The following is an 18,458-nucleotide window of genomic DNA, read 5'->3' as shown; positions in this document are numbered from 1 at the left end:
TCTGGACCGGCGGGGCGTGTCGCAGGTTCCGAACTTCCTTTATCATCGCCGCCCTGCCGGCGCCTGTGGTGCGCCAGCCGTAGTGGAGTGAGAGATGAATACCCTGTTCATGCATTGCCGGCCCGGTTTCGAGGGCGAGGTTTGCGCCGAGATCAGCGAACATGCCGCCCGCCTGGGTGTTGCCGGCTATGCCAAAGGCAAGCCGCAAAGTGCCAGTGCCGAGTTTGTCTGTAGCGAGGAGGGCGGTGCCGAGCGCTTGATGGGGGAACTGCGTTTCAACCAGCTGATTTTCCCGCGGCAGTGGGCACGTGGCGGTTACGTCGAACTGCCGGAAAGTGACCGCATCAGTGTGCTGCTGGCACAGTTGGCCGACTTCCCGGTGTTCGGCAGCCTTTGGCTGGAGGTGCTGGACAGCAACGAAGGCAAGGAATTGTCCACCTTTTGCCGAAAGTTCGAAGTGCCGTTGCGCAAGGCCCTGGAGAAGGCCGGCCGCCTGGTCGATGACCCTGGCCGCCCACGTTTGCTACTGACCTTCATCAGCGGCCGGCGGGTATTTGTCGGCGTTGCATCGGCCAGCAACAGCGCCTTGTGGCCCATGGGCATCCCGCGCCTGAAGTTCCCTCGCGAGGCGCCCAGCCGTTCGACACTCAAGCTGGAAGAAGCCTGGCACCAGTTCATTCCGCGTGAGCAGTGGGAGCAGCGCCTGGGTGATGACATGACCGGCGTCGACCTGGGAGCCTCGCCGGGTGGCTGGACCTACCAGCTGGTGCGCCGCGGCATGCTGGTGACAGCCATCGACAACGGGCCGATGGCCGAAAGCCTGATGGACACCGGCCTGGTCCAGCACTTGATGGCCGATGGGTTTACCTGGCAGCCGAAGCAGCCGGTAGACTGGATGGTGTGCGATATCGTCGAGAAGCCGGCGCGTACCACCTCGCTGATCGAAACCTGGCTGGGTGAAGGGCTGTGCCGCGAGGCAGTGGTCAACCTGAAGTTGCCGATGAAGCAGCGTTATGCCGAAGTACGGCGCTTGCTCGATCGTATGGAGGCGACATTCAAGGCACGCAAGATCAAGGTGTCGATCGCCTGCAAGCAGCTGTACCACGACCGCGAGGAAGTGACTTGCCACCTGAGGCGGCTCGATTTGAAACCGCGCTGAGCGTTTCAGGTGGATGGTTTGCATTTGCTGTTTGCATTGAGATCGAGCGCCGCCCGCGCGGCGCATCGCGAGCTTCGCTCGCTCCTACGTTTGTTTCGGGCCAATTATTTCTGTGCCATTTGCGCGCGAACGCTTTGGCGCTTGGCGCGATATTGCGTCGTACAAACAAAACGGTCGCGCGCGCCTGTAACAGGCGTTACTGGCCAGAAACAAACGTAGGAGCGAGCGAAGCTCGCGATGCGCCGCGCGGGCGGCGCTCGATCTCAATATTCACACAATGCTGAAGGCATGCGTCTAAGCCCCCTTGGACCGCACCGCGCTATGCGCGACAATAGCGATCATTTTCGGAGCCCCCCATGACCGATTTCACCCCCGACGCCATCCTCGATGCCACCGGCCTGAACTGCCCGGAACCGGTGATGATGCTGCACCAGCACGTACGCAACCTGGCCGCCGGCGGCCTGCTCAAGGTCATCGCCACTGACCCGTCGACCCGCCGCGACATCCCCAAGTTCTGCAACTTCCTCGGCCACGAGCTGCTGCAGCAGCAAGAGGACGCCGGCACTTTCCTGTACTGGATCCGCAAGAAAGCCGACTGAATCGCTCTGGAACAGGCCCGGCGTTGCGCCTACACTGCTCTCCCCAGACAGGAGAGCACCATGCTGATAGTTGCCGACGAGAACATCCCGCTGCTCGATGCCTTCTTCCAGGGGTTCGGTGAAATTCGCCGCTACCCCGGCCGAAGCCTCGATGCTGCCAGCGTCAAGGACGCCGATATCCTGCTGGTACGCTCGGTGACCAAGGTCGACCGTCAGTTGCTCGAAGGCAGCCGTGTACGCTTTGTCGGCACTTGCACCATTGGTACTGATCATCTGGACCTGGACTACTTTGCAGAGGCCGGTATCCGCTGGAGCAGCGCGCCTGGCTGTAACGCCCGCGGCGTGGTCGATTACGTGCTGGGCAGCCTGCTGACCCTGGCCGAGCTGGATGGCGTGGCATTGCCTGAGCGCGTGTATGGCGTTGTGGGCGCGGGTGAAGTGGGTGGCCGTCTGGTGCGGGTGCTGCACGGCCTGGGCTGGAAGGTGCTGGTGTGCGACCCGTTGCGTCAGGCCGCCGAGGGCGGCGACTACGTCAGCCTCGAAACCATCCTGCAGCAGTGCGATGTGATCAGCTTGCATACCCCATTGCAACGCGGCGGCGAGTACCCGACCTGGCACCTGCTGGGGCAGGCGCAGCTGGCACAGTTGCGCCCAGGTGCCTGGCTGGTAAACGCCAGCCGTGGCCCGGTGGTGGACAACGTGGCCCTGCGCGAGCTGCTGCTGGACCGCGAAGACGTGCACGCAGTGCTGGATGTGTGGGAAGGGGAGCCGCAGGTCGACCTGCAGTTGGCCGACCTGTGCACACTGGCTACGCCGCACATTGCCGGCTATAGCCTCGATGGCCGCCAGCGTGGTACGGCGCAGATCTACCAGGCGCTGTGCCGCTTCCTGGGTGTGGACGAGCAGGTGCGACTGGCCGAGCTGCTGCCAAGGCCACCGTTGGCGCAGATCGATCTGGATGCCAGCACCGACCTGTCCTGGGCCTTGGCCACCCTGTGTCGCGCCGTGTATGACCCGCGCCGCGATGATGCCGATTTCCGCCGTAGCCTGAGCGATGATCCGCAGCAACAGCGAGCGGCGTTCGACCAGTTGCGCAAGCAATACCCGCCAAGGCGCGAGATCGAGGGGCTGGCCGTGCGCTTGCACGGGGAGGCGCCGCAGTTGGCGCAGTTGGTCAGTGCCCTGGGTGGGGTGTTGGTCTAAGCAAACCTTGTCGTGACCTTGCAGGTATGTACGGTTATCTGTGGGGGTGGTCAAGCCCACTGGCTGGGCAGATAAAAACCCGGCGCAAGCGCCGGGTTGCAAAGAATTCGCCGATCAACCTTTGCGTACGCGCTCGACACGGCTTTCTTCCAGGGCCTTGCAGGCCTGCTGGATCATCTGCTCGGTGATCGGCACTTCGCGCCCTTTGGCGTCGATGATCGAACCGCATACTTGCGGTTGCGGGGAGGTCTGGGGCTTCTGGTTATCACTGCCATGCTGCAAGCTCATGCACTGTCTCCTCTTCAGGTTCAAGCTCAGGGTAGCCCTGCGCCGTGACTGGCCTGTGACAGCTTCTGGGTCACGGCAGCAACAGTCCAGCAGAAAGCCTGTGAAAGCTCCATAAGCTGTTTAGATCGATGCGTTATAGCAACCTTCATGCAGTCTCCCGACCGGGATGAGTGGTAGGCTGCCGCTTCCCCACCCTTTGTGGTCGTCGCCATGCCCGAATCGGTTTCCCCGCGCCAACGCCGCGCCTTGCGCCTGGCTTGGCAGTTCGTTCGCCCTTATCGCCGGCAGGTGCTGCTGGCATTGCTGGCGCTGGTAGTCACAGCTGGCATCACCCTGTCGATGGGCCAAGGCATCCGCCTGCTGGTGGATCAAGGTTTCATGACCCGCTCCGCGCACCAGCTCAATCAGACCATCGGGCTGTTCCTGCTGCTGGTGCTGGCGCTGGCGGTGGGTACCTTCAGCCGTTTTTACCTGGTGTCGTGGATTGGCGAGCGCTGTGTGGCCGATATCCGTCGTGCCGTCTTCGACCACCTGATCGGCCTGCACCCAGGTTTTTTCGAAGACAACCGCAGCTCCGAGATCCAGTCGCGGCTGACAGCGGACACCACCTTGCTGCAATCCGTGATCGGTTCATCGCTGTCGATGTTCCTGCGCAACGCGCTGATGGTCATTGGTGGTGTGGCATTGCTGTTCATTACCAACCCCAAGCTCACCAGCATCGTGGTGGTAACGTTGCCGCTGGTGCTGGCACCGATCCTGTTGTTCGGCCGTCGGGTGCGTAGCCTGTCGCGGCAGAGCCAGGACAGGGTCGCGGATGTGGGCAGCTACGTGGCTGAGACGCTGGGGCAGATCAAGACCGTGCAGGCCTACAACCACCAGGCGCACGACCGCGAACTGTTCGCCGATACGGTCGAAGCAGCGTTCACGGTTGCCCGCAAGCGGATTGCCCAGCGTGCCTGGCTGATTACCCTGGTGATCGTGTTGGTGTTGGGGGCGGTGGGGGTGATGCTGTGGGTCGGCGGCATGGATGTGATCGCCGGGCGCATATCCGCAGGCGAGCTGGCTGCATTCGTGTTCTACAGCCTGATCGTCGGCAGCGCCTTCGGTACCCTCAGTGAGGTGATCGGCGAACTGCAGCGGGCCGCGGGTGCTGCCGAGCGCACTGCCGAATTGTTGGCCGCGCGAAGTGCCATCCTGCCGCCTGCCGTGGCGCAGGTGCTGCCACAGCAGCGGGCCAGTGGGCGTATCGAGTTGCAGCAGGTGGTGTTTGCTTATCCTTCACGGCCCACAGTGGCGGCTGTTGACGGCCTGAGCCTGACCATCGAGCCTGGGCAGACCGTCGCCCTGGTAGGCCCTTCCGGGGCAGGCAAGTCGACCCTGTTCGATTTGTTGCTGCGCTTTTACGACCCTCAGCAAGGCCGCATCCTGCTTGATGGCCAGCCGGTTACCGAGCTTGATCCCGACCAGCTGCGCCGGCAGTTCGCCCTGGTGGCGCAGAACCCCTCGTTGTTCCGTGGCACGGTGGAGGCCAACATTCGGTATGGCCGGCCCGAGGCGACCTTGGCTGAAGTCGAAGCAGCAGCCCGCGGCGCCCATGCCGACGAATTCATACGGCAATTGCCCCAAGGCTACCAGACACAACTGGGGGAGGGCGGCATAGGCCTTTCCGGCGGGCAGCGTCAGCGCTTGGCGATCGCCCGGGCCTTGCTGGTCGATGCGCCGATCCTGTTGCTGGACGAAGCCACCAGTGCCCTCGATGCACAAAGCGAATACTTGATCCAGCAAGCGCTGCCCAGGCTGATGGCCGGCCGTACCACGCTGGTGATCGCCCATCGCCTGGCCACAGTGCAGCACGCCGAGCGCATCGCGGTCATCGACCAGGGTCGGCTGGTGGCGGTGGGCACCCACCGTCAGTTGATCGAGGACAGCCCGCTGTATGCACGGCTGGCAGCGCTGCAGTTCACCACCGGTTAGCGTGTCGCGGCCTTGTAACATTTCTGTAGTAATTGCCTGAGAGTATTTGTCTCAACTGTTGCGTAAGTGCTCGACCTGGCTGCCATTGCGTGATGGCAGCTTTTTTTTGGCCTGCCAGTAATGAGGCTGTACAGCGGCCTCAGCCTACTCCCTCTGGTTCCGAGACCCTCGATGTTGCGTAAATCCCTCAGAGTGCAAATTCTTTCGCTGCTCGGCGGCAGTGTGCTGGCGATGCTGCTGATCGCCCTGGTGTGTTTCCAGTTCCTGTCGTCCAGCGTGCGTGGCTACGCCGAGCTGGTCGACGGGCCGCTGCGGGCCTCGCAATTGATTGACGAAGCCAACCTGCAGTTCAAGATACAGGTGCAGGAATGGAAAAACGTGCTACTGCGCGGGCGCCAGCCAGCGGAGATGGACAAGTACTGGCAGCAGTTCCAGGCCCGCGAACAGCAAGTACAACAACTGCTCGGGCAATTGATCGACAATAGCGATGCCACGCTCAAGGCGTCGCTGCAGCAATTGCGCGACAGCCACCGCCAGTTGGGCCAGGCCTATGCGCAAGGCCGCCAGGCCTTCCTTGCGGCAGGCGGCGATCCGGGAGCGGGAGACCGGGCGGTCAAAGGCGTGGATCGTGCCGCCAGTGAGCAGATGAGCGAACTGGTCGAGCAGCTGCGCGCCGATGCCCGTCAGCGTGCAGACAGCATCAATGCCAGTGCCGAGCGCACGGTATGGTTGGGCCTGCTGGTGATGCTGGCTTCTGCGGTGCTGGTGGGGCTGCTCAGCCTGTGGCTGGTCAACCGTAGCCTGATCGAGCCGATCCGTCAGTTGATCGAGTACGTCGCGCAGCTCAGCCAGGGCTGCTTTGCTGCCAGGGTCGAAAGCCGTCGGGAGGATGAGTTGGGGCGCCTGGCGCGGGCAGCCAACACCCTGCGTGACTTCCTTGCCGACACCGTCGGCCGGCTGCAGGACAACGCTCAGGAGCTGGAAGGTGCCAGCGGCCAGTTGCGCAATATTGCCGGTGACATGGCCCGCGGTACTCATGACCAGTTCCAGCGTACCGACCAGGTGGCCACGGCCATGCACGAAATGTCCGCCACTGCCCAAGAGGTCGCTCGCCACGCCGCCGAGGCTGCCCGTGCGGCCGATGACGCCGACCACAGCGCCCAGGCGGGCGAGCAGGTGATGCAGCAGACCATCGACATCATCGGGTTGGTCAACCGCGAAATTGCCGGCACGGCGTCGGTAATTCGCGATCTGGAGCATGACAGCACACGTATAGGCAAAGTGCTGGAAGTGATCCGTGGCATTGCTGAACAGACCAACCTGCTGGCGCTTAACGCAGCCATCGAAGCAGCCCGTGCTGGCGAAGCCGGGCGTGGTTTTGCGGTAGTCGCTGATGAAGTGCGTAGCCTGGCCCAGCGCACGGCAGCGTCGATTGCAGAGATTCACCAGATCATCGAAGCGGTACAGTCGGGGGCTGTGGAGGCGGTCAAGGCCATCGAAAGCGGCCAGCAACGTAGCCAGGAAGGGGCTGAGCAGGTCGAGCAGGCCGGGCAGATGCTGCAACGCATTACCCTGGCGGTGGAGGCGATCCGCGACATGAACCGGCAGATCGCCACGGCGGCAGAGGAGCAGACCAGCGTAGCCGAAGATATCTCGCGCAACCTGATCGAAATTACCCGCATTGCCACAGCCAATCAGGAAGCGGTGCAGCATACGGAGCAGGCGGGGCAGCGCCTGCATGGTTTGTCAGGGCAGTTGGGCGAAGTCACCTCCCGCCTGAGCGCTTGACTCGGTCTGCAGTGGTTGCAGGTGCCCACAGCGGCTGAACCCGCGCACGGAGGCATTTTTCGCACACAACAAAAAGCCCGCACATGGCGGGCTTTTTGATAAGGATCTGGTCGGAGAGACAGGATTCGAACCTGCGGCCTTCTCGTCCCGAACGAGACGCGCTACCTGGCTGCGCTACACTCCGATGACCAAAATCCTACTGCATCCCGTTTTTGCCCGCAAGCCCTTGTTGTTTAAAGGGCCATGGCCTGAACGGGGCCTTGGTCAGAGCTCTTTGACGGTGCGGATCTGGTCCTTGTTCAAGCGCGTGCGCTTGCCGTCGAGTTGCTCGAATTCATAGAAGCCAGAGTCTTCGTCGTAGGACGGTTTGTCGGTTGCCTGGATCTCCCGGCCATCGTTCAGGGTAATGACGGTTGGAGTCGAGCAGCCGGCGAGGGCGCCCAAGCCCAAGGCGAGCAGGAAGGCGGGTAGGGTCCGTTTGATCATCGTGTTTCTCCAAGTGCGATGGTGCTAGATGACATTTATGACGCAGGACGTTAGTGCAAGTTCACTCCAAGTGCAGCATAGCGACTAATTCGTCCCCTTGATCCAGGGCAAGGCCGATGGGGGCAACGCCGGAAAAGGTGCGCTGTGATATAACTGCGTCCATCTCATCCTGTTGTGACGGACACCCATGAAAGCCAAGGCAGATACCCCCTTCGTGGCGCTGAACATCGCCGTGCTCACGGTCAGCGACACCCGTACCCTCGACACTGACACCTCTGGCCAGATGTTCGTCGACCGCCTGAGCGCCGCCGGTCATCGCCTTGCCGAGCGTGTGCTGCTCAAGGATGACCTGTACAAGATCCGAGCCCAGGTAGCCGCATGGATCGCCGATGACAGCGTGCAAGTGGTGCTGATTACGGGCGGTACCGGGTTTACTGGCCGCGACAGCACCCCCGAGGCGGTGGCCTGCCTGCTGGACAAGCAAGTGGACGGTTTTGGCGAGCTGTTCCGGCAGATTTCAGTGGCCGACATTGGCACCTCCACCGTGCAGTCGCGTGCCCTGGCCGGGCTGGCCAACGGCACTCTGGTGTGCTGCCTGCCGGGCTCGACCAACGCTGTGCGCACCGGTTGGGATGGCATCCTGGCCGAGCAGCTTGATGCCCGTCATCGTCCGTGCAACTTCGTGCCGCACCTGAAGCAGGCAGCGGCCTGTGACAGCCGTGGCTGAGGTCAGCCAGGCCCGGCCGCTGATGCCGGTGGAACAGGCGCTGGAGCAACTGCTGGCGCTTGCCGAAGCTGCACCGATTGGCGAGATCGAAAACCTGCCGCTGGCCGAAGCCGAAGGCCGCGTGCTGGCCACCGACCTGGTGGCCTCGCTCGACCTGCCGCCTTGGCCGAACAGCGCCATGGACGGTTATGCCTTGCGCCTGGCTGACTGGCAGGGCCAGCCGCTGCCGGTCAGCCAGCGTATTTTCGCCGGCCATGCGCCCCAACCGCTGCAACCGGGTACCTGCGCACGGATCTTCACCGGTGCGCCTGTGCCGGAGGGGGCCGACTGCGTCGAGATGCAGGAAAACACCGAAGTACTCGAAGATGGCCGGGTGCGCTTTCTCGAAACGTTGCGCACCGAGCAGAACATACGGCCTCAAGGCCAGGAAACCCGCAAAGGCGAGCAGGTGATGAGCGCCGGCACCCGCCTCGGGCCGATCGAACTGGGCCTGGCGGCGACCTTGGGGCATGGCCGCCTGGACGTGGTACGCAAGGTGAAAGTGGCGGTGCTGTCGACCGGCGACGAACTGGTCGAGCCTGGCCTGCCGCTGGGGCCCGGGCAGATCTACAACAGCAACCGAAGGCTGCTGGTCAGCTGGTTGCAGCGGCTGGGTTGCGAAGTGGTCGATGCCGGCATCCTGCCGGATGACCTGGCGCGCACTCGCACCTGCCTGGCGTCACTGGGTGACGTAGACCTGATTCTGTCCACCGGAGGCGTCTCGGTGGGGGAAGCCGACTACCTCGGTGCTGCCCTGCGCGAGGCCGGCGAACTGGCGTTGTGGAAGCTGGCGATCAAACCGGGCAAGCCGCTGACCTTCGGCCACTTTCAGGGTGTGCCGGTGATCGGCCTGCCGGGCAACCCGGCCTCGACCTTGGTCACCTTTGGTCTGTTGACCAGGCCCTACCTGCTGCGTCGTCAGGGTGTAGTTGACGTGACGCCGCTGCGGTTCGACATGCCCGCTGGGTTTGACTGGCCCAAGCCGGGTACGCGCCGCGAATACCTGCGCGCGCGCATCGAACAGGGCCGAGTGCGCATCTACAAGAACCAGAGCTCGGGTGTGCTGCGCAGCGCAGCCTGGGCCGAGGGGTTGGTGGAAGTGCGTGAAGGCAGCACGCCGAAGCAGGGCGACAGCGTGCCATTCATTCCCTTCAGCGAGCTACTTGGCTGAGCGGCCCAGCCAGGCACTGTCCAGCGGCGCGGCCTCGGCCGGTGCCGCCTGGGTCAGGCGTATGTGCACATTCTCCAGTTGCTGGGCGGCCACGCTCCAGTCGTGGCGCTGGCGGGCAAACTGACGCCCGGCAGCACTCAACTGGCTCATGCGCCAGGGCTGATTGAGCAGTTGGGTGATCAGCAGTGCCAGCAGGTCACCGTCGTCACTGCCCAGGTAGTGCTCGCCGTTGTTCACGGTCAGGCCTGAAACGCCCTTGTCGGTGGTGATCACGGGTAAGCCGGCGGCCATCGCTTCGAGGATTTTCACCTTCGAGCCACCTGCATAGCGCAGGGGGGCGAAGAATAACGCTGAACATCGTTGCAGTTCACGCAGGTCGGGGCGGTAGCCGAACCATTCAATGCGTGGGTCGTTCCAGTGAAGTTTCCAGTTGGCCGGCATGGCATGCCCGGCAATAGCCAGACGCACCGCCGGGTTGCTCATCCACACCTTCGGCATGATGTCGTCCAGTGCCCATTCGATGGCCTCCAGATTGGCGCCATATTCGAAATTGCCGACGAACAACAGGCGCTGGCTGTGCACCGCAGGTTGCACTTGCTGGTAGAAATCACAATCCACGCCGTTGACCACCACATTCACCGGGCGCCCGCTGATCTGCGCGATCAGTTCGGCATCGTGGGCGCAGACCGCCACCAGTTCGGTGGGCTGGCGTAGCACTCGGTGCTCCCAGCGCCGGTAGCGCCAGCGGTCGAAGGCGTTGAGCGGGCGCAACCATAGCGGCAGGCGGTCGTGGCAGGCACCGCCCATTACCGACTCTAGGTTGTGCTCGGTCAGCATGAAGGGCAGCCCGCGAGCCAGCAGGGCTTTTTCGAACGGCTGGAAGCTGTAACTGTGCTCGATCTGGATCACGTCCCAGGGTTCGTCCAGCAATTGCTCGAACCGGTGCCGCAGGCGAGGTGCCAGGCCATTGATGATTGCCCGCATGGGGTAGTCGATGATGGGTGAAGCCAGCAGGTTGAGTGGGCTGTGCAGCGGCCTGCGGGGTAGCACGATCAGGCGTTCGAGGAGTGGCTCCAGGGCCTCACGTGCTGCATCGCTGAGAGGGATTTTCGACTGCACCAGCAGGGTGATTCGGTGGCCGCGCTGCGCCAGTGCGCGCAGCAGATGGTATTGCCGGGTTTTGTGGCCGCTGGTGGTCGGCCAAGGCAGGTAGGGCAGTGTCCAGAGAATGCGCATGACCCGAAGTCCTCGCGAAAGGCTGCAGATAGCAAAACGCGCCCGTTGACAGCAGTGGGGGAGCCACTGCCGGGCGCGTCCATGGCAATAGGGGTATCTGCTGAGCATAGCCGGGATTGCCAAGTGTGGAAAAAATGACCGGCGACGTGATCAGTTGCAGGCGTGGCGCCGGTCCAATGTTTTTTCCAGGCCATGCAACGATCCGGGCAGGCCAGTGGTCGAGATAGGGGGTGGTCCATTTTACGGAGACGCGCACATGCAAGGGCGCAAGGCAATGCTGGTGCTGCACGGCAAGCAGGCGATGAACGAAGACGTCCGCAGCGCCGTGAGCGACCTGCGCGATAGCGGCTGGGTGCTGGATGTACGGGTGACCTGGGAGGCGGGCGATGCCCAACGGCTGGTCGCCGAGGCACTGGCGGCGGGTTACAGCCATATCGTCGCCGGTGGCGGGGACGGCACATTGCGTGATGTGGCCGAGGCCATGGGATTGGCCGCTACCAAAGCCAGTCTGACCTTGTTGCCACTGGGTACTGCCAACGATTTTGCCAAGGCCGCTGGCATCCCCCTGGAGCCGGCGTCGGCGCTGGCCTTGCTGAATGTCGCGCCACAACCCATAGACCTGGGGCAGGCTGGCGATCAGCTGTTCCTCAACATGGCCACGGGTGGCTTTGGCAGCCAGGTCACCGCCAATACCTCCGAGGACCTCAAGAAAGTGCTGGGTGCTGCCGCCTACCTGTTCACCGGGCTGTCCCGCTTCAGTGAGCTTCAGGCGGCTTCGGTGGAGCTACAGGGGCCGGGCTTTCATTGGCAAGGGGATTTGCTGGCGTTGGGTATCGGCAATGGCCGCCAGGCCGGTGGCGGGCAGGTGCTGTGCCCCGAAGCCAGGATCAACGACGGCTTGCTTGACGTCGCCATTCTGCCGGCACCGCAGGAGATGGTAGGGGCTCTGCGTGACCTGTTGGGCGGTGACGGCCTGTTTGTTCGTGCCAGGCTGCCATGGGTCGAGATCAAGAGTTCGCAAGGGTTGGACATCAACCTCGATGGCGAGCCGTTGCAGGCTGCCAATCTGCGCTTTCAGGCGAGGTCGGCGGCGTTGTTCCTGCACCTGCCGGCCGGGTCGCCGTTGCTCAGTCATCCAGGCTGATGATTTTTTCGCGTACCGCAAACAGCACCAGGCCGGCCACGTCGTGAATCTGCAGGCGCTTCATGATTTGTGACCGGTGAGTTTCCACGGTCTTGATCGACAGGCCCAGGCCCGCAGCGATTTCCCGCGTGGACTTGCCGCGCACGATCAGGCGCAGGATTTCAAGCTGGCGTGAAGTCAAATTATGCCGTTCGCCAGCGCTTTGCTTGCCTTGTTTGGTGTGCCTCAGCGCCTGGTTGATAACGGTGTGGGCGATGGCCGGGCTGAGGTAGCGCTCACCTCGGCATACAGCCCCCAGCGCCTGTTCCAGCTCGGTGGTGCTGGTGTCCTTGAGCAAGTAGCCGTGGGCGCCGCTCTCCAGGGCCCGCATGATCAGGTCCGGGTCAGTGTGCATTGACAGGATCAGCACTTTGCAGCTACTACCGCTGGCCCGCAGCTGGGTGAGGGCGTCCAGGCCGCTGGTCGAACGCATGGAGATGTCCAGCAAGATGATGTCGGGCGTCAGTGTGCGCACCTGGTCGAGTAGCTGATTGCCGTCGTCGGCTTCGCCGACCACCTCATAGCCGGGGATGTCGCCGACCAGCGCGCGCACCCCGGCGCGGATCAGTGAGTGGTCATCTACCAGCAGTAGTCTACAGGTCATGGTTGGTAATACTCCTGGCGCGTTGCTGGGTGCGCGGGGACCACGGGAACATCGCTTCGATCTGCGTGCCTCGGCCAGGCTGACTGGTGATGTCGAGGCTGCCCTGCAGCGCGATTACCCGCTCCTGCATGCCGGACAGGCCGCGCTGACCGGCCTCTGCCGGGTGCCGGGCAGGGACGAAACCACGACCATCGTCGTGGATCGACAACGCCAGCCCCTCAGGGGTGCGTTGCAGACGGATGACCAGGTTATGTGCCTGGGCGTGGCGCAGCATGTTGGTCACTGCCTCCTGGGTAATACGGAACACTGCCATGGCCACGGCTTCGTCGATGCCGCCCAGGCGCTGGTTGCACGCCAGGCTCCAGTGCACGCCGCTGCTGGCCAGGGTGCGTACCAGGTGCGCGCGCAGGCTGTCTTCCAGACCAAGGCTGGCCAACTGCCGGGGGTTGAGCAGTGCGGAGACATTGCGCACATTACCGAGGGTGTCATCCAGTGTGCTGCGCAGGGCGTCGCAGTGCCCCTGCAATTCGTCGGGCATGCGCCGCTGCAGCCACTGCAGTTGCAGCTTGGCAGCGGTGAGCAGTTGACCGATGTCGTCGTGCAGTTCCCGGCCCAGATGCTGACGCTCGTCCTCTTGCACTTTGAGCATGCGCTCGGCCAGCTCAGCCGGGCGCAGGTGGATCGACCTGGCGCCCAGGCCCAGTTGCACAGCAGCACCCAGCGTGGCGACCAACTGCAGCACCAGCAGGGTGGCCGGGATTGTCTGATTGGCCAGGTACAGCGCCATGTTGGCAACCAGTGAGGCCACGCAAAGTCCGACCGTTGCCCAACGCAGCACGGCGGCGCGGGAGCAGCAACGCAAAAAGGTCTTCAAGCGTGGGAACATAGGTAGGGAGGCCACTGAAGTATTGCTGATGGAGGCCTTGCACAATGCTGCTCAGAGGCTTTGGCGCAGTACTTTCGTTGTTTTTTTGAATACGTATTCTTGCCACCTTTGTTCCGATAGCAAGCGTTTGTGGGGGCGCATATTACCACTTTGCATTGCATCGGTCGCGGCCAGGTAGTCCGTTGAAACGCCTGCTGCTCGGGCCCTTTCGAGTAGCAAAGTGCCACCCTTTAATCGCGCAGTACCCACTTGTGCTGTAACTTGTGCGGCAATGATTCGGCGGCATGCACCGAAAACCTGAAGAACTTTCCAAGTTCGACCATGGTCGGGTTTCAATAAAGTTGCTTAGTTGCACTTTGAGTCAGGTTAATGCGTGCGATTAGAGCGGCTGGGGCGGGTGCCGGTTGCCACGTCACTGTGCGGGTGAATGCACGGGCTGCCTGCTTCGTCGCAGGACGCGCAGGCTGGCGCAAAGGGGGGTTGTACGACCTTGGCCAATTCTCCCAGCAGCACCAGTTGCTCGCCGATGTCCAGGTTCAGCCGCCCTGTACGGCTATCGACCAGTTCCAACTGCCAGGCCAGCAAGGTCAGGCACGCCCCTATCGCGGGTAGGGCTTCCCGCTGCAGGCAACCACCGTGGCAGGCTGGGGCAAGCAGCTGTTGCAGGGCGGTGGTGTAGTGGGCAACTTCACGCAGGCCCAAGCGCGTAGCTTGACGGGCGATAGTGTCGAGGGCGCTGCTCAGGCAACTGCAGGCATCCGGGTCATTGTCTATCAGCTCCAGATGCTGCAGGCATTCCTGAGCCTGGGTCAGCAGTACCTGGGCATCCAGCAGGAAGCCCTGCAGGGCGTCATCGAACGATAAGGCAGTGTCCATCATCAAGTCCCCGCGCGTGGGGTAGGCGCGGAGGGCGGGCACGCCGAAACGATAGCTAGCAAAAGCCTGACTCCATTCATGCAATGAGAATGGCGTCACATTAATGGCTAAAGGATATCGCGAACATCAGGTTGCACCCGATTGCTGCTAAGGGTTTCCCTGATCAAGGGCTAGGGTAGGGAACTTTTGTCGTGTCCCTGATTTGCCCTGGCGTGTCGGCAGTAAAGCATGATGGTAAAGTGATATCAATTATCCGCGCGGCATTTTCCCGCAAGGGTCAAGGTGTGCGTGAAGCCGCCGATACAGGGTAGATGATTTCACCTTTTACGACTCAAGCCTGGGGGCTTTCCAATGGCTGGCATTCTCGACACGGTAGACCAACGCACGCAACTGGTGGGTGAGAACCGCCTGGAAATTCTGATGTTTCGCCTGGCCGGTCGCCAGCTGTTCGCGATCAACGTGTTCAAGGTGCAGGAAGTACTGCAACTGCCCAAGCTGACCCTGATGCCCCAGCGCCACGCCTATGTCTGCGGTGTGGTCAACCTGCGCGGGCAGACCCTGCCGGTGATCGACCTGTCCCAGGCGATCGGTATGCGCCCGCTACAGCCGGGGCCGGACAGCACCATCATCGTCACCGAATACAACCGCTCGGTGCAGGCCTTCCTGGTGGGCGGTGTAGACCGCATCGTCAACTTGAACTGGGAGTCGATCATGCCGCCGCCTTCCAGTGCCGGTCGCCAGCATTACCTGACTGCCATCACCAAGGTCGATGAAAAGCTGGTGGAAGTGATCGACGTGGAGAAAGTGCTGGCCGAAATCGTGCCCTACAACGCCCGGGTTTCTGGCGACAAGCTCGCCGACCCAGTGCTGGCCCGGGCCCGCGGCCGGGAGGTGCTGCTGGTGGACGACTCCAGTGTGGCCTTGGCGCAATTGCGCGACACCCTGTCCCAGCTGGGCATGAAGCTGCATGTGGCCAGTGATGGCCTGAAGGCGCTGCGCATGCTCAAGGGCTGGGCGGATGCCGGCGAGGACGTGTGCGAGAAGCTGCTGATGGTGTTCACCGATGCAGAAATGCCGGAAATGGACGGCTATCGGCTGACCACCGAGATCCGCAGCGATGCCCGCCTGCGCCAGCTCTATGTGGTGCTGCACACTTCGCTGTCGGGCAGTTTCAACGAATCCATGGTGAAGAAGGTGGGCTGTGACAACTTCCTTTCCAAGTTCCAGCCTGATCGCCTTGTCGATGTGGTCAAGCAGCGCCTGTTGCTGGATACCACCGCTGCGTGAACGTTGTGCCGGCCAGGTATAAGCTTGGCTTTTGGCATGACGCGAGGCAGCAAGGATGTTTCTCAGTGAGTTGTATCGATACCCGGTGAAGTCGGGGCAGGCGCAAAGCCTGAAGGCATCACCGGTGGGGTTGCTGGGGCTGCAAGGCGACCGGCGCTGGATGGTGGTCGAGGAAGAAAACGGACGCTTCCTGACCCAGCGTGCCTGGCCACAACTTGGCCAGATCTGCGCACACGCTGACGACAGCGGCCAGTTGCTGCTGCAAGCCCCTGGGCAGCCGCCGTTGCGGGTGCCTGTACCGCCTGCCGATGACGCCCTGCGCGGCGTGACGATCTGGCGCGATACCTTGCGCGTGCCGGACGCTGGCGATGCCGCGGCAGCCTGGTTGAGCGAGTTGCTGGGCAAGGCCGTACGCCTGGTGCATTGCCCCGAGCAGCGTGCGCGTTACCTGCCCAATGGTTACGGATTCAACAGTGACCGTGCGGCGTTTCCGGATGGCTTCCCCTTGCTGCTGATCGGGCAGGGCTCGCTGGATGAGCTTAACCGGCGTATTGGTCGGCCCATGTCGATGCTGCGCTTTCGGCCCAACCTGGTGGTGCAGGGCGCGGAGCCGTTTGCCGAGGATGGCTGGAAGCGGATTCGCATCGGCAGCTTGGCGTTTCGCGTGCTAAAGCCCAGTGTGCGGTGCATCTTCACCACCATCGATCCAGCCACCGGGGAGCGCAGCGCTGACCGTGAGCCAATGGCTACGCTGAAGACTTTCCGCGAAAAAGAAGGCGACGTGCTGTTCGGCCAGAACCTGGCGGTGGATGGCAGTGGGTGGCTGGAGGTGGGGATGGAAGTAGAAATCCTGGAATAGGTGTGTTGCCTGTACCGGCCTCTTCGCGGGTGAACCCGCTCCTACAACGACCGCGTAACCCTTGTAGGAGCGGGTTCACCCGCGAAGAGGCCGGTACAGGCTCAACAGCAATCACATGTCATCGAAATACCGTTCATGCCAATCCACCAATGGCTGCGGTGAATTCAGCTTTTGCCCGTAGATCACCGAATACGACAGCACGTTCTGCACGTACTGGCGTGTTTCGTCGAACGGGATCGACTCTACCCACACATCGAAGCTCAGATGCTTGGCGCCTTTGAGCCACTGGCGCACACGCCCGGGCCCGGCGTTGTAGGCTGCCGAAGCCAGCACCCGGTTGCCGTTGAACTGGCTGTGTACCTGGCTCAGGTAGGCTGCACCCAGCTGGATGTTCTTGTCCGGATTCAGTACTTGCGCCGGAGAGGCCAGCGGGATACTGAACTTGCGTGCGGTTTCCTTGGCCGTGGCCGGCATCAGCTGCATCAGGCCGCTGGCGCCCACGGGTGAGCGTGCGTCCTCCATGAAGGCGCTTTCCTGGCGAGTGATGGCGAATACCCAGCTCGAATGCAGGCCGCGAACTTTGGCTTCGCGCACCAGCGTGTCGCGGTGGGCCATGGGGAAGCGGATGTCCAGGTCGTCCCAGTAACGGGCCTGGCTGATGGTGCGGATGGCCGGGAAGTACCAGCGCAGCTCATAGGCCAGGCGTGCCTGTGCGACCATTTCGTCACGGGTGAAGTGGCGGCTGACGTGGTACCACTCACGGCGGCCATCAACGATCTGGCCGCGGGCGTGGAATTCCAGTGCGCGCTGGATACCGGGCGTGTTGCGCACCTTCTTGACCAGTTGCGGGCTCAGTAGCAGCGGCTTGTTGTTCATCTGGTACGGTGTCTGTGCCCGGTCGGCGGCGAGGAAGCCATAGAAGTCACGCTCACGCGCTGCGGTCTTGTAAAGCAGCGGGATCTGCGGGTTGTTTGGCTGTGCCAGTTCCAGGCTGCGAGCCTGCCAGTACTTCCAGCGGCTGGTGCTGGCCAGGTCCTGGGGAAGGCGCTTGGTCAACTCGTAGGCGTCCTCCCAGCGGCCCAGGCGCAGCAGCAGCCGAAGGCGCCATTCGCTGACGGTGTTGTCACGCAGCTCGGGGTCGTAGCGGGTCATCAGGTCGAGGGCGCGTGGGTCGTAGCGGCGTGCGAGGGTCAGGCCGATTTCGCGGGCGATGGCCACCTTTTCGTCACGCGAGAAGTGCATGCGCTGGGCGTAATCGTCGAGCAGTGCCATCGCCCGCTCCGGGTTCTGCCGGGCCAGGCGACGAAGGCCGAGGCTGACCACGTCGGACATGGCCTCGTTGATCGGGGTAAAGCGCGACGGCTGGTTGAGCAGCTCAGGCTTCTGCGCGACGTCGACCAGCAGGCGCCCCTGTGAGCGGAGGGTGGTCAGCGTCTTGGCCAGTGTGTTGGCCAGGCCGTAGTTGCGCGCCTGGGCTGCCAGCTTGGTGCGTGCCCAGCGCTTGGCCTCGGTCAGCTGGCCTTCGGCTGCCCACATGCCGAACAGCGTGTCACAGGCGGCAGGTTGCGATTTGCCGACGTTCCACAGCTTGTCGGCGGTGGCGTAACCTTCGGCGCGCAAACCGTGGCTGAGCTGGTATTGGCCGTTGAGGCAGTCCAGTTCGGTGAAATTGAGCTTGGGGTCGTAGTACTTGACGAAGGTATCCCACTCGCCGCGTTCGGCCAGCCAGCGCAACCAGCGCAGCTTCATCCAGTTGGCCTGGGGCAGGTCGCCGTGCTTGGCAAGGAAACCTTCGATTTCCTGGTTGCTGGCGGTTTTCAGGCGGGCTGTGAGTTCGTCGTAGGCCAGGTAGGGCGTCAGCGGATAGTCGCTCAAGGCCTGGGCATAGCGCAGGTAGGGGCCTTTGTCGCCTTTTGCCAGCGCGCGCTTGGCCTCGTCATAGTACTGGCGTTGCAGGGTCAGGTCGGTGGCCTGTGCCGCGCAGGTGGCAGCGGTAAGCAGCAGGCAGGATGCGATATGTAGCAGGCGGCTGCGCATGATACGTCCGGGCAGTTGAACCATGGGAAGTGTCGGCGGAGCCAGCACTGTTGAAA

At 62.8% G+C, this 18,458-nt stretch carries 17 protein-coding genes, 1 tRNA gene and 1 pseudogene; 11 read left to right on the top strand and 8 right to left on the bottom strand.

The genetic code is table 11. From position 1 onward, the window contains the following. The first annotated feature begins 94 nt into the window (after positions 1-94). The 3 genes from rlmM (at position 95) to pdxB (ending at position 2,961) form a co-directional block, all read left to right on the top strand. Entirely contained in the window at positions 95-1,159 is a 1,065-nt protein-coding gene (rlmM, locus tag ACE4QZ_RS18235; RefSeq protein WP_003248725.1) for a 23S rRNA (cytidine(2498)-2'-O)-methyltransferase RlmM, read from the top strand. 356 nt (positions 1,160-1,515) lie between these two features. Beyond that, entirely contained in the window at positions 1,516-1,758 is a 243-nt protein-coding gene (gene tusA, locus ACE4QZ_RS18230) for a sulfurtransferase TusA (protein WP_003248727.1), read from the top strand. Between the two features lie 60 nt (positions 1,759-1,818). After that, entirely contained in the window at positions 1,819-2,961 is a 1,143-nt protein-coding gene (gene pdxB / locus ACE4QZ_RS18225; protein ID WP_410480104.1) for a 4-phosphoerythronate dehydrogenase PdxB, read from the top strand. A 114-nt stretch (positions 2,962-3,075) separates the two neighbouring features. Here the strand turns inward: pdxB and ACE4QZ_RS18220 are convergent, their stop codons facing one another. Continuing rightward, entirely contained in the window at positions 3,076-3,249 is a 174-nt protein-coding gene (locus ACE4QZ_RS18220; protein ID WP_003248731.1) for a PA1571 family protein, read from the bottom strand. 210 nt (positions 3,250-3,459) lie between these two features. On the opposite strand from ACE4QZ_RS18220, the gene ACE4QZ_RS18215 reads away from it, so the two are divergent. The 3 genes and pseudogenes from ACE4QZ_RS18215 to ACE4QZ_RS18205 all read left to right on the top strand — a co-directional run bounded on the left by ACE4QZ_RS18215 (position 3,460) and on the right by ACE4QZ_RS18205 (position 7,011). After that, positions 3,460-5,223, top strand: coding sequence for an ABC transporter transmembrane domain-containing protein (locus ACE4QZ_RS18215; RefSeq protein ID WP_410480103.1), 1,764 nt, complete (start codon positions 3,460-3,462; stop codon positions 5,221-5,223). 120 nt (positions 5,224-5,343) lie between these two features. Then, a pseudogene (locus tag ACE4QZ_RS18210) lies at positions 5,344-6,078 on the top strand (methyl-accepting chemotaxis protein); the annotation flags it as partial. Positions 6,079-6,243: 165 nt separating this feature from the next. Further along, a complete protein-coding gene (locus tag ACE4QZ_RS18205) occupies positions 6,244-7,011 on the top strand; it encodes a methyl-accepting chemotaxis protein (RefSeq protein ID WP_373939451.1) in 768 nt (255 codons plus the stop codon). 107 nt (positions 7,012-7,118) lie between these two features. Here the strand turns inward: ACE4QZ_RS18205 and ACE4QZ_RS18200 are convergent. Then, positions 7,119-7,195: transfer RNA gene (locus ACE4QZ_RS18200), tRNA-Pro, on the bottom strand. A gap of 80 nt (positions 7,196-7,275) precedes the next feature. Beyond that, the gene (locus ACE4QZ_RS18195) at positions 7,276-7,497 is read right to left on the bottom strand and encodes a YgdI/YgdR family lipoprotein (RefSeq protein ID WP_003248738.1); all 222 of its coding nucleotides are present in this window, start codon (positions 7,495-7,497) and stop codon (positions 7,276-7,278) included. A 187-nt stretch (positions 7,498-7,684) separates the two neighbouring features. Between ACE4QZ_RS18195 and moaB the strand changes: the two genes are divergently transcribed. Then, positions 7,685-8,224 carry a molybdenum cofactor biosynthesis protein B gene (moaB, locus tag ACE4QZ_RS18190; protein WP_103443931.1) on the top strand — a complete coding sequence of 180 codons (540 nt, stop codon included), beginning with the start codon at positions 7,685-7,687 and terminating at the stop codon, positions 8,222-8,224. After that, complete coding sequence (gene glp / locus ACE4QZ_RS18185; RefSeq protein ID WP_021785441.1) at positions 8,208-9,434, top strand: gephyrin-like molybdotransferase Glp; 1,227 nt, start codon at positions 8,208-8,210, stop codon at positions 9,432-9,434. The genes moaB and glp overlap by 17 nt, the downstream gene beginning before the upstream one ends. On the opposite strand, the gene ACE4QZ_RS18180 is transcribed toward glp, so the two are convergent. Then, the gene (locus tag ACE4QZ_RS18180; RefSeq protein ID WP_274148093.1) at positions 9,423-10,670 is read right to left on the bottom strand and encodes a glycosyltransferase family 4 protein; all 1,248 of its coding nucleotides are present in this window, start codon (positions 10,668-10,670) and stop codon (positions 9,423-9,425) included. The genes glp and ACE4QZ_RS18180 overlap by 12 nt on opposite strands. A 256-nt stretch (positions 10,671-10,926) precedes the next feature. Here ACE4QZ_RS18180 and yegS point away from each other — a divergent pair, with 256 nt between their 5' ends. Then, positions 10,927-11,814: a lipid kinase YegS gene (yegS, locus tag ACE4QZ_RS18175; RefSeq protein WP_274148094.1), complete on the top strand. Its 888-nt coding sequence runs from the start codon at positions 10,927-10,929 to the stop codon at positions 11,812-11,814. Here yegS and ACE4QZ_RS18170 read toward each other — a convergent pair. The 3 genes from ACE4QZ_RS18170 to ACE4QZ_RS18160 form a co-directional block, all read right to left on the bottom strand. Further along, positions 11,798-12,457, bottom strand: coding sequence for a response regulator (locus tag ACE4QZ_RS18170; protein ID WP_021785438.1), 660 nt, complete (start codon positions 12,455-12,457; stop codon positions 11,798-11,800). The genes yegS and ACE4QZ_RS18170 overlap by 17 nt on opposite strands. Beyond that, positions 12,447-13,343, bottom strand: coding sequence for a sensor histidine kinase (locus ACE4QZ_RS18165; RefSeq protein WP_410480102.1), 897 nt, complete (start codon positions 13,341-13,343; stop codon positions 12,447-12,449). Before ACE4QZ_RS18165 ends, ACE4QZ_RS18170 begins: the two co-directional genes overlap by 11 nt. Positions 13,344-13,709: 366 nt before the next feature. Then, a complete protein-coding gene (locus ACE4QZ_RS18160; RefSeq protein ID WP_103443934.1) occupies positions 13,710-14,219 on the bottom strand; it encodes a histidine kinase in 510 nt (169 codons plus the stop codon). Between the two features lie 351 nt (positions 14,220-14,570). Between ACE4QZ_RS18160 and ACE4QZ_RS18155 the strand changes: the two genes are divergently transcribed. Both ACE4QZ_RS18155 and ACE4QZ_RS18150 read left to right on the top strand, forming a co-directional pair. Beyond that, the gene (locus tag ACE4QZ_RS18155) at positions 14,571-15,506 is read left to right on the top strand and encodes a chemotaxis protein CheV (protein ID WP_021785435.1); all 936 of its coding nucleotides are present in this window, start codon (positions 14,571-14,573) and stop codon (positions 15,504-15,506) included. 55 nt (positions 15,507-15,561) lie between these two features. Then, positions 15,562-16,365 carry an MOSC domain-containing protein gene (locus ACE4QZ_RS18150; protein ID WP_021785434.1) on the top strand — a complete coding sequence of 268 codons (804 nt, stop codon included), beginning with the start codon at positions 15,562-15,564 and terminating at the stop codon, positions 16,363-16,365. Positions 16,366-16,476: 111 nt separating this feature from the next. Here ACE4QZ_RS18150 and ACE4QZ_RS18145 read toward each other — a convergent pair whose 3' ends face one another. After that, positions 16,477-18,402 carry a transglycosylase SLT domain-containing protein gene (locus ACE4QZ_RS18145; RefSeq protein WP_135192527.1) on the bottom strand — a complete coding sequence of 642 codons (1,926 nt, stop codon included), beginning with the start codon at positions 18,400-18,402 and terminating at the stop codon, positions 16,477-16,479. Positions 18,403-18,458 lie beyond the last annotated feature (56 nt).

The sequence above is a fragment of the Pseudomonas sp. DCA-1 genome (assembly GCF_046523955.1).
GTDB classification, from domain to species: Bacteria; Pseudomonadota; Gammaproteobacteria; order Pseudomonadales; family Pseudomonadaceae; genus Aquipseudomonas; species Aquipseudomonas putida_Y.
This window is presented reverse-complemented; position numbering and strand designations above follow the sequence as displayed.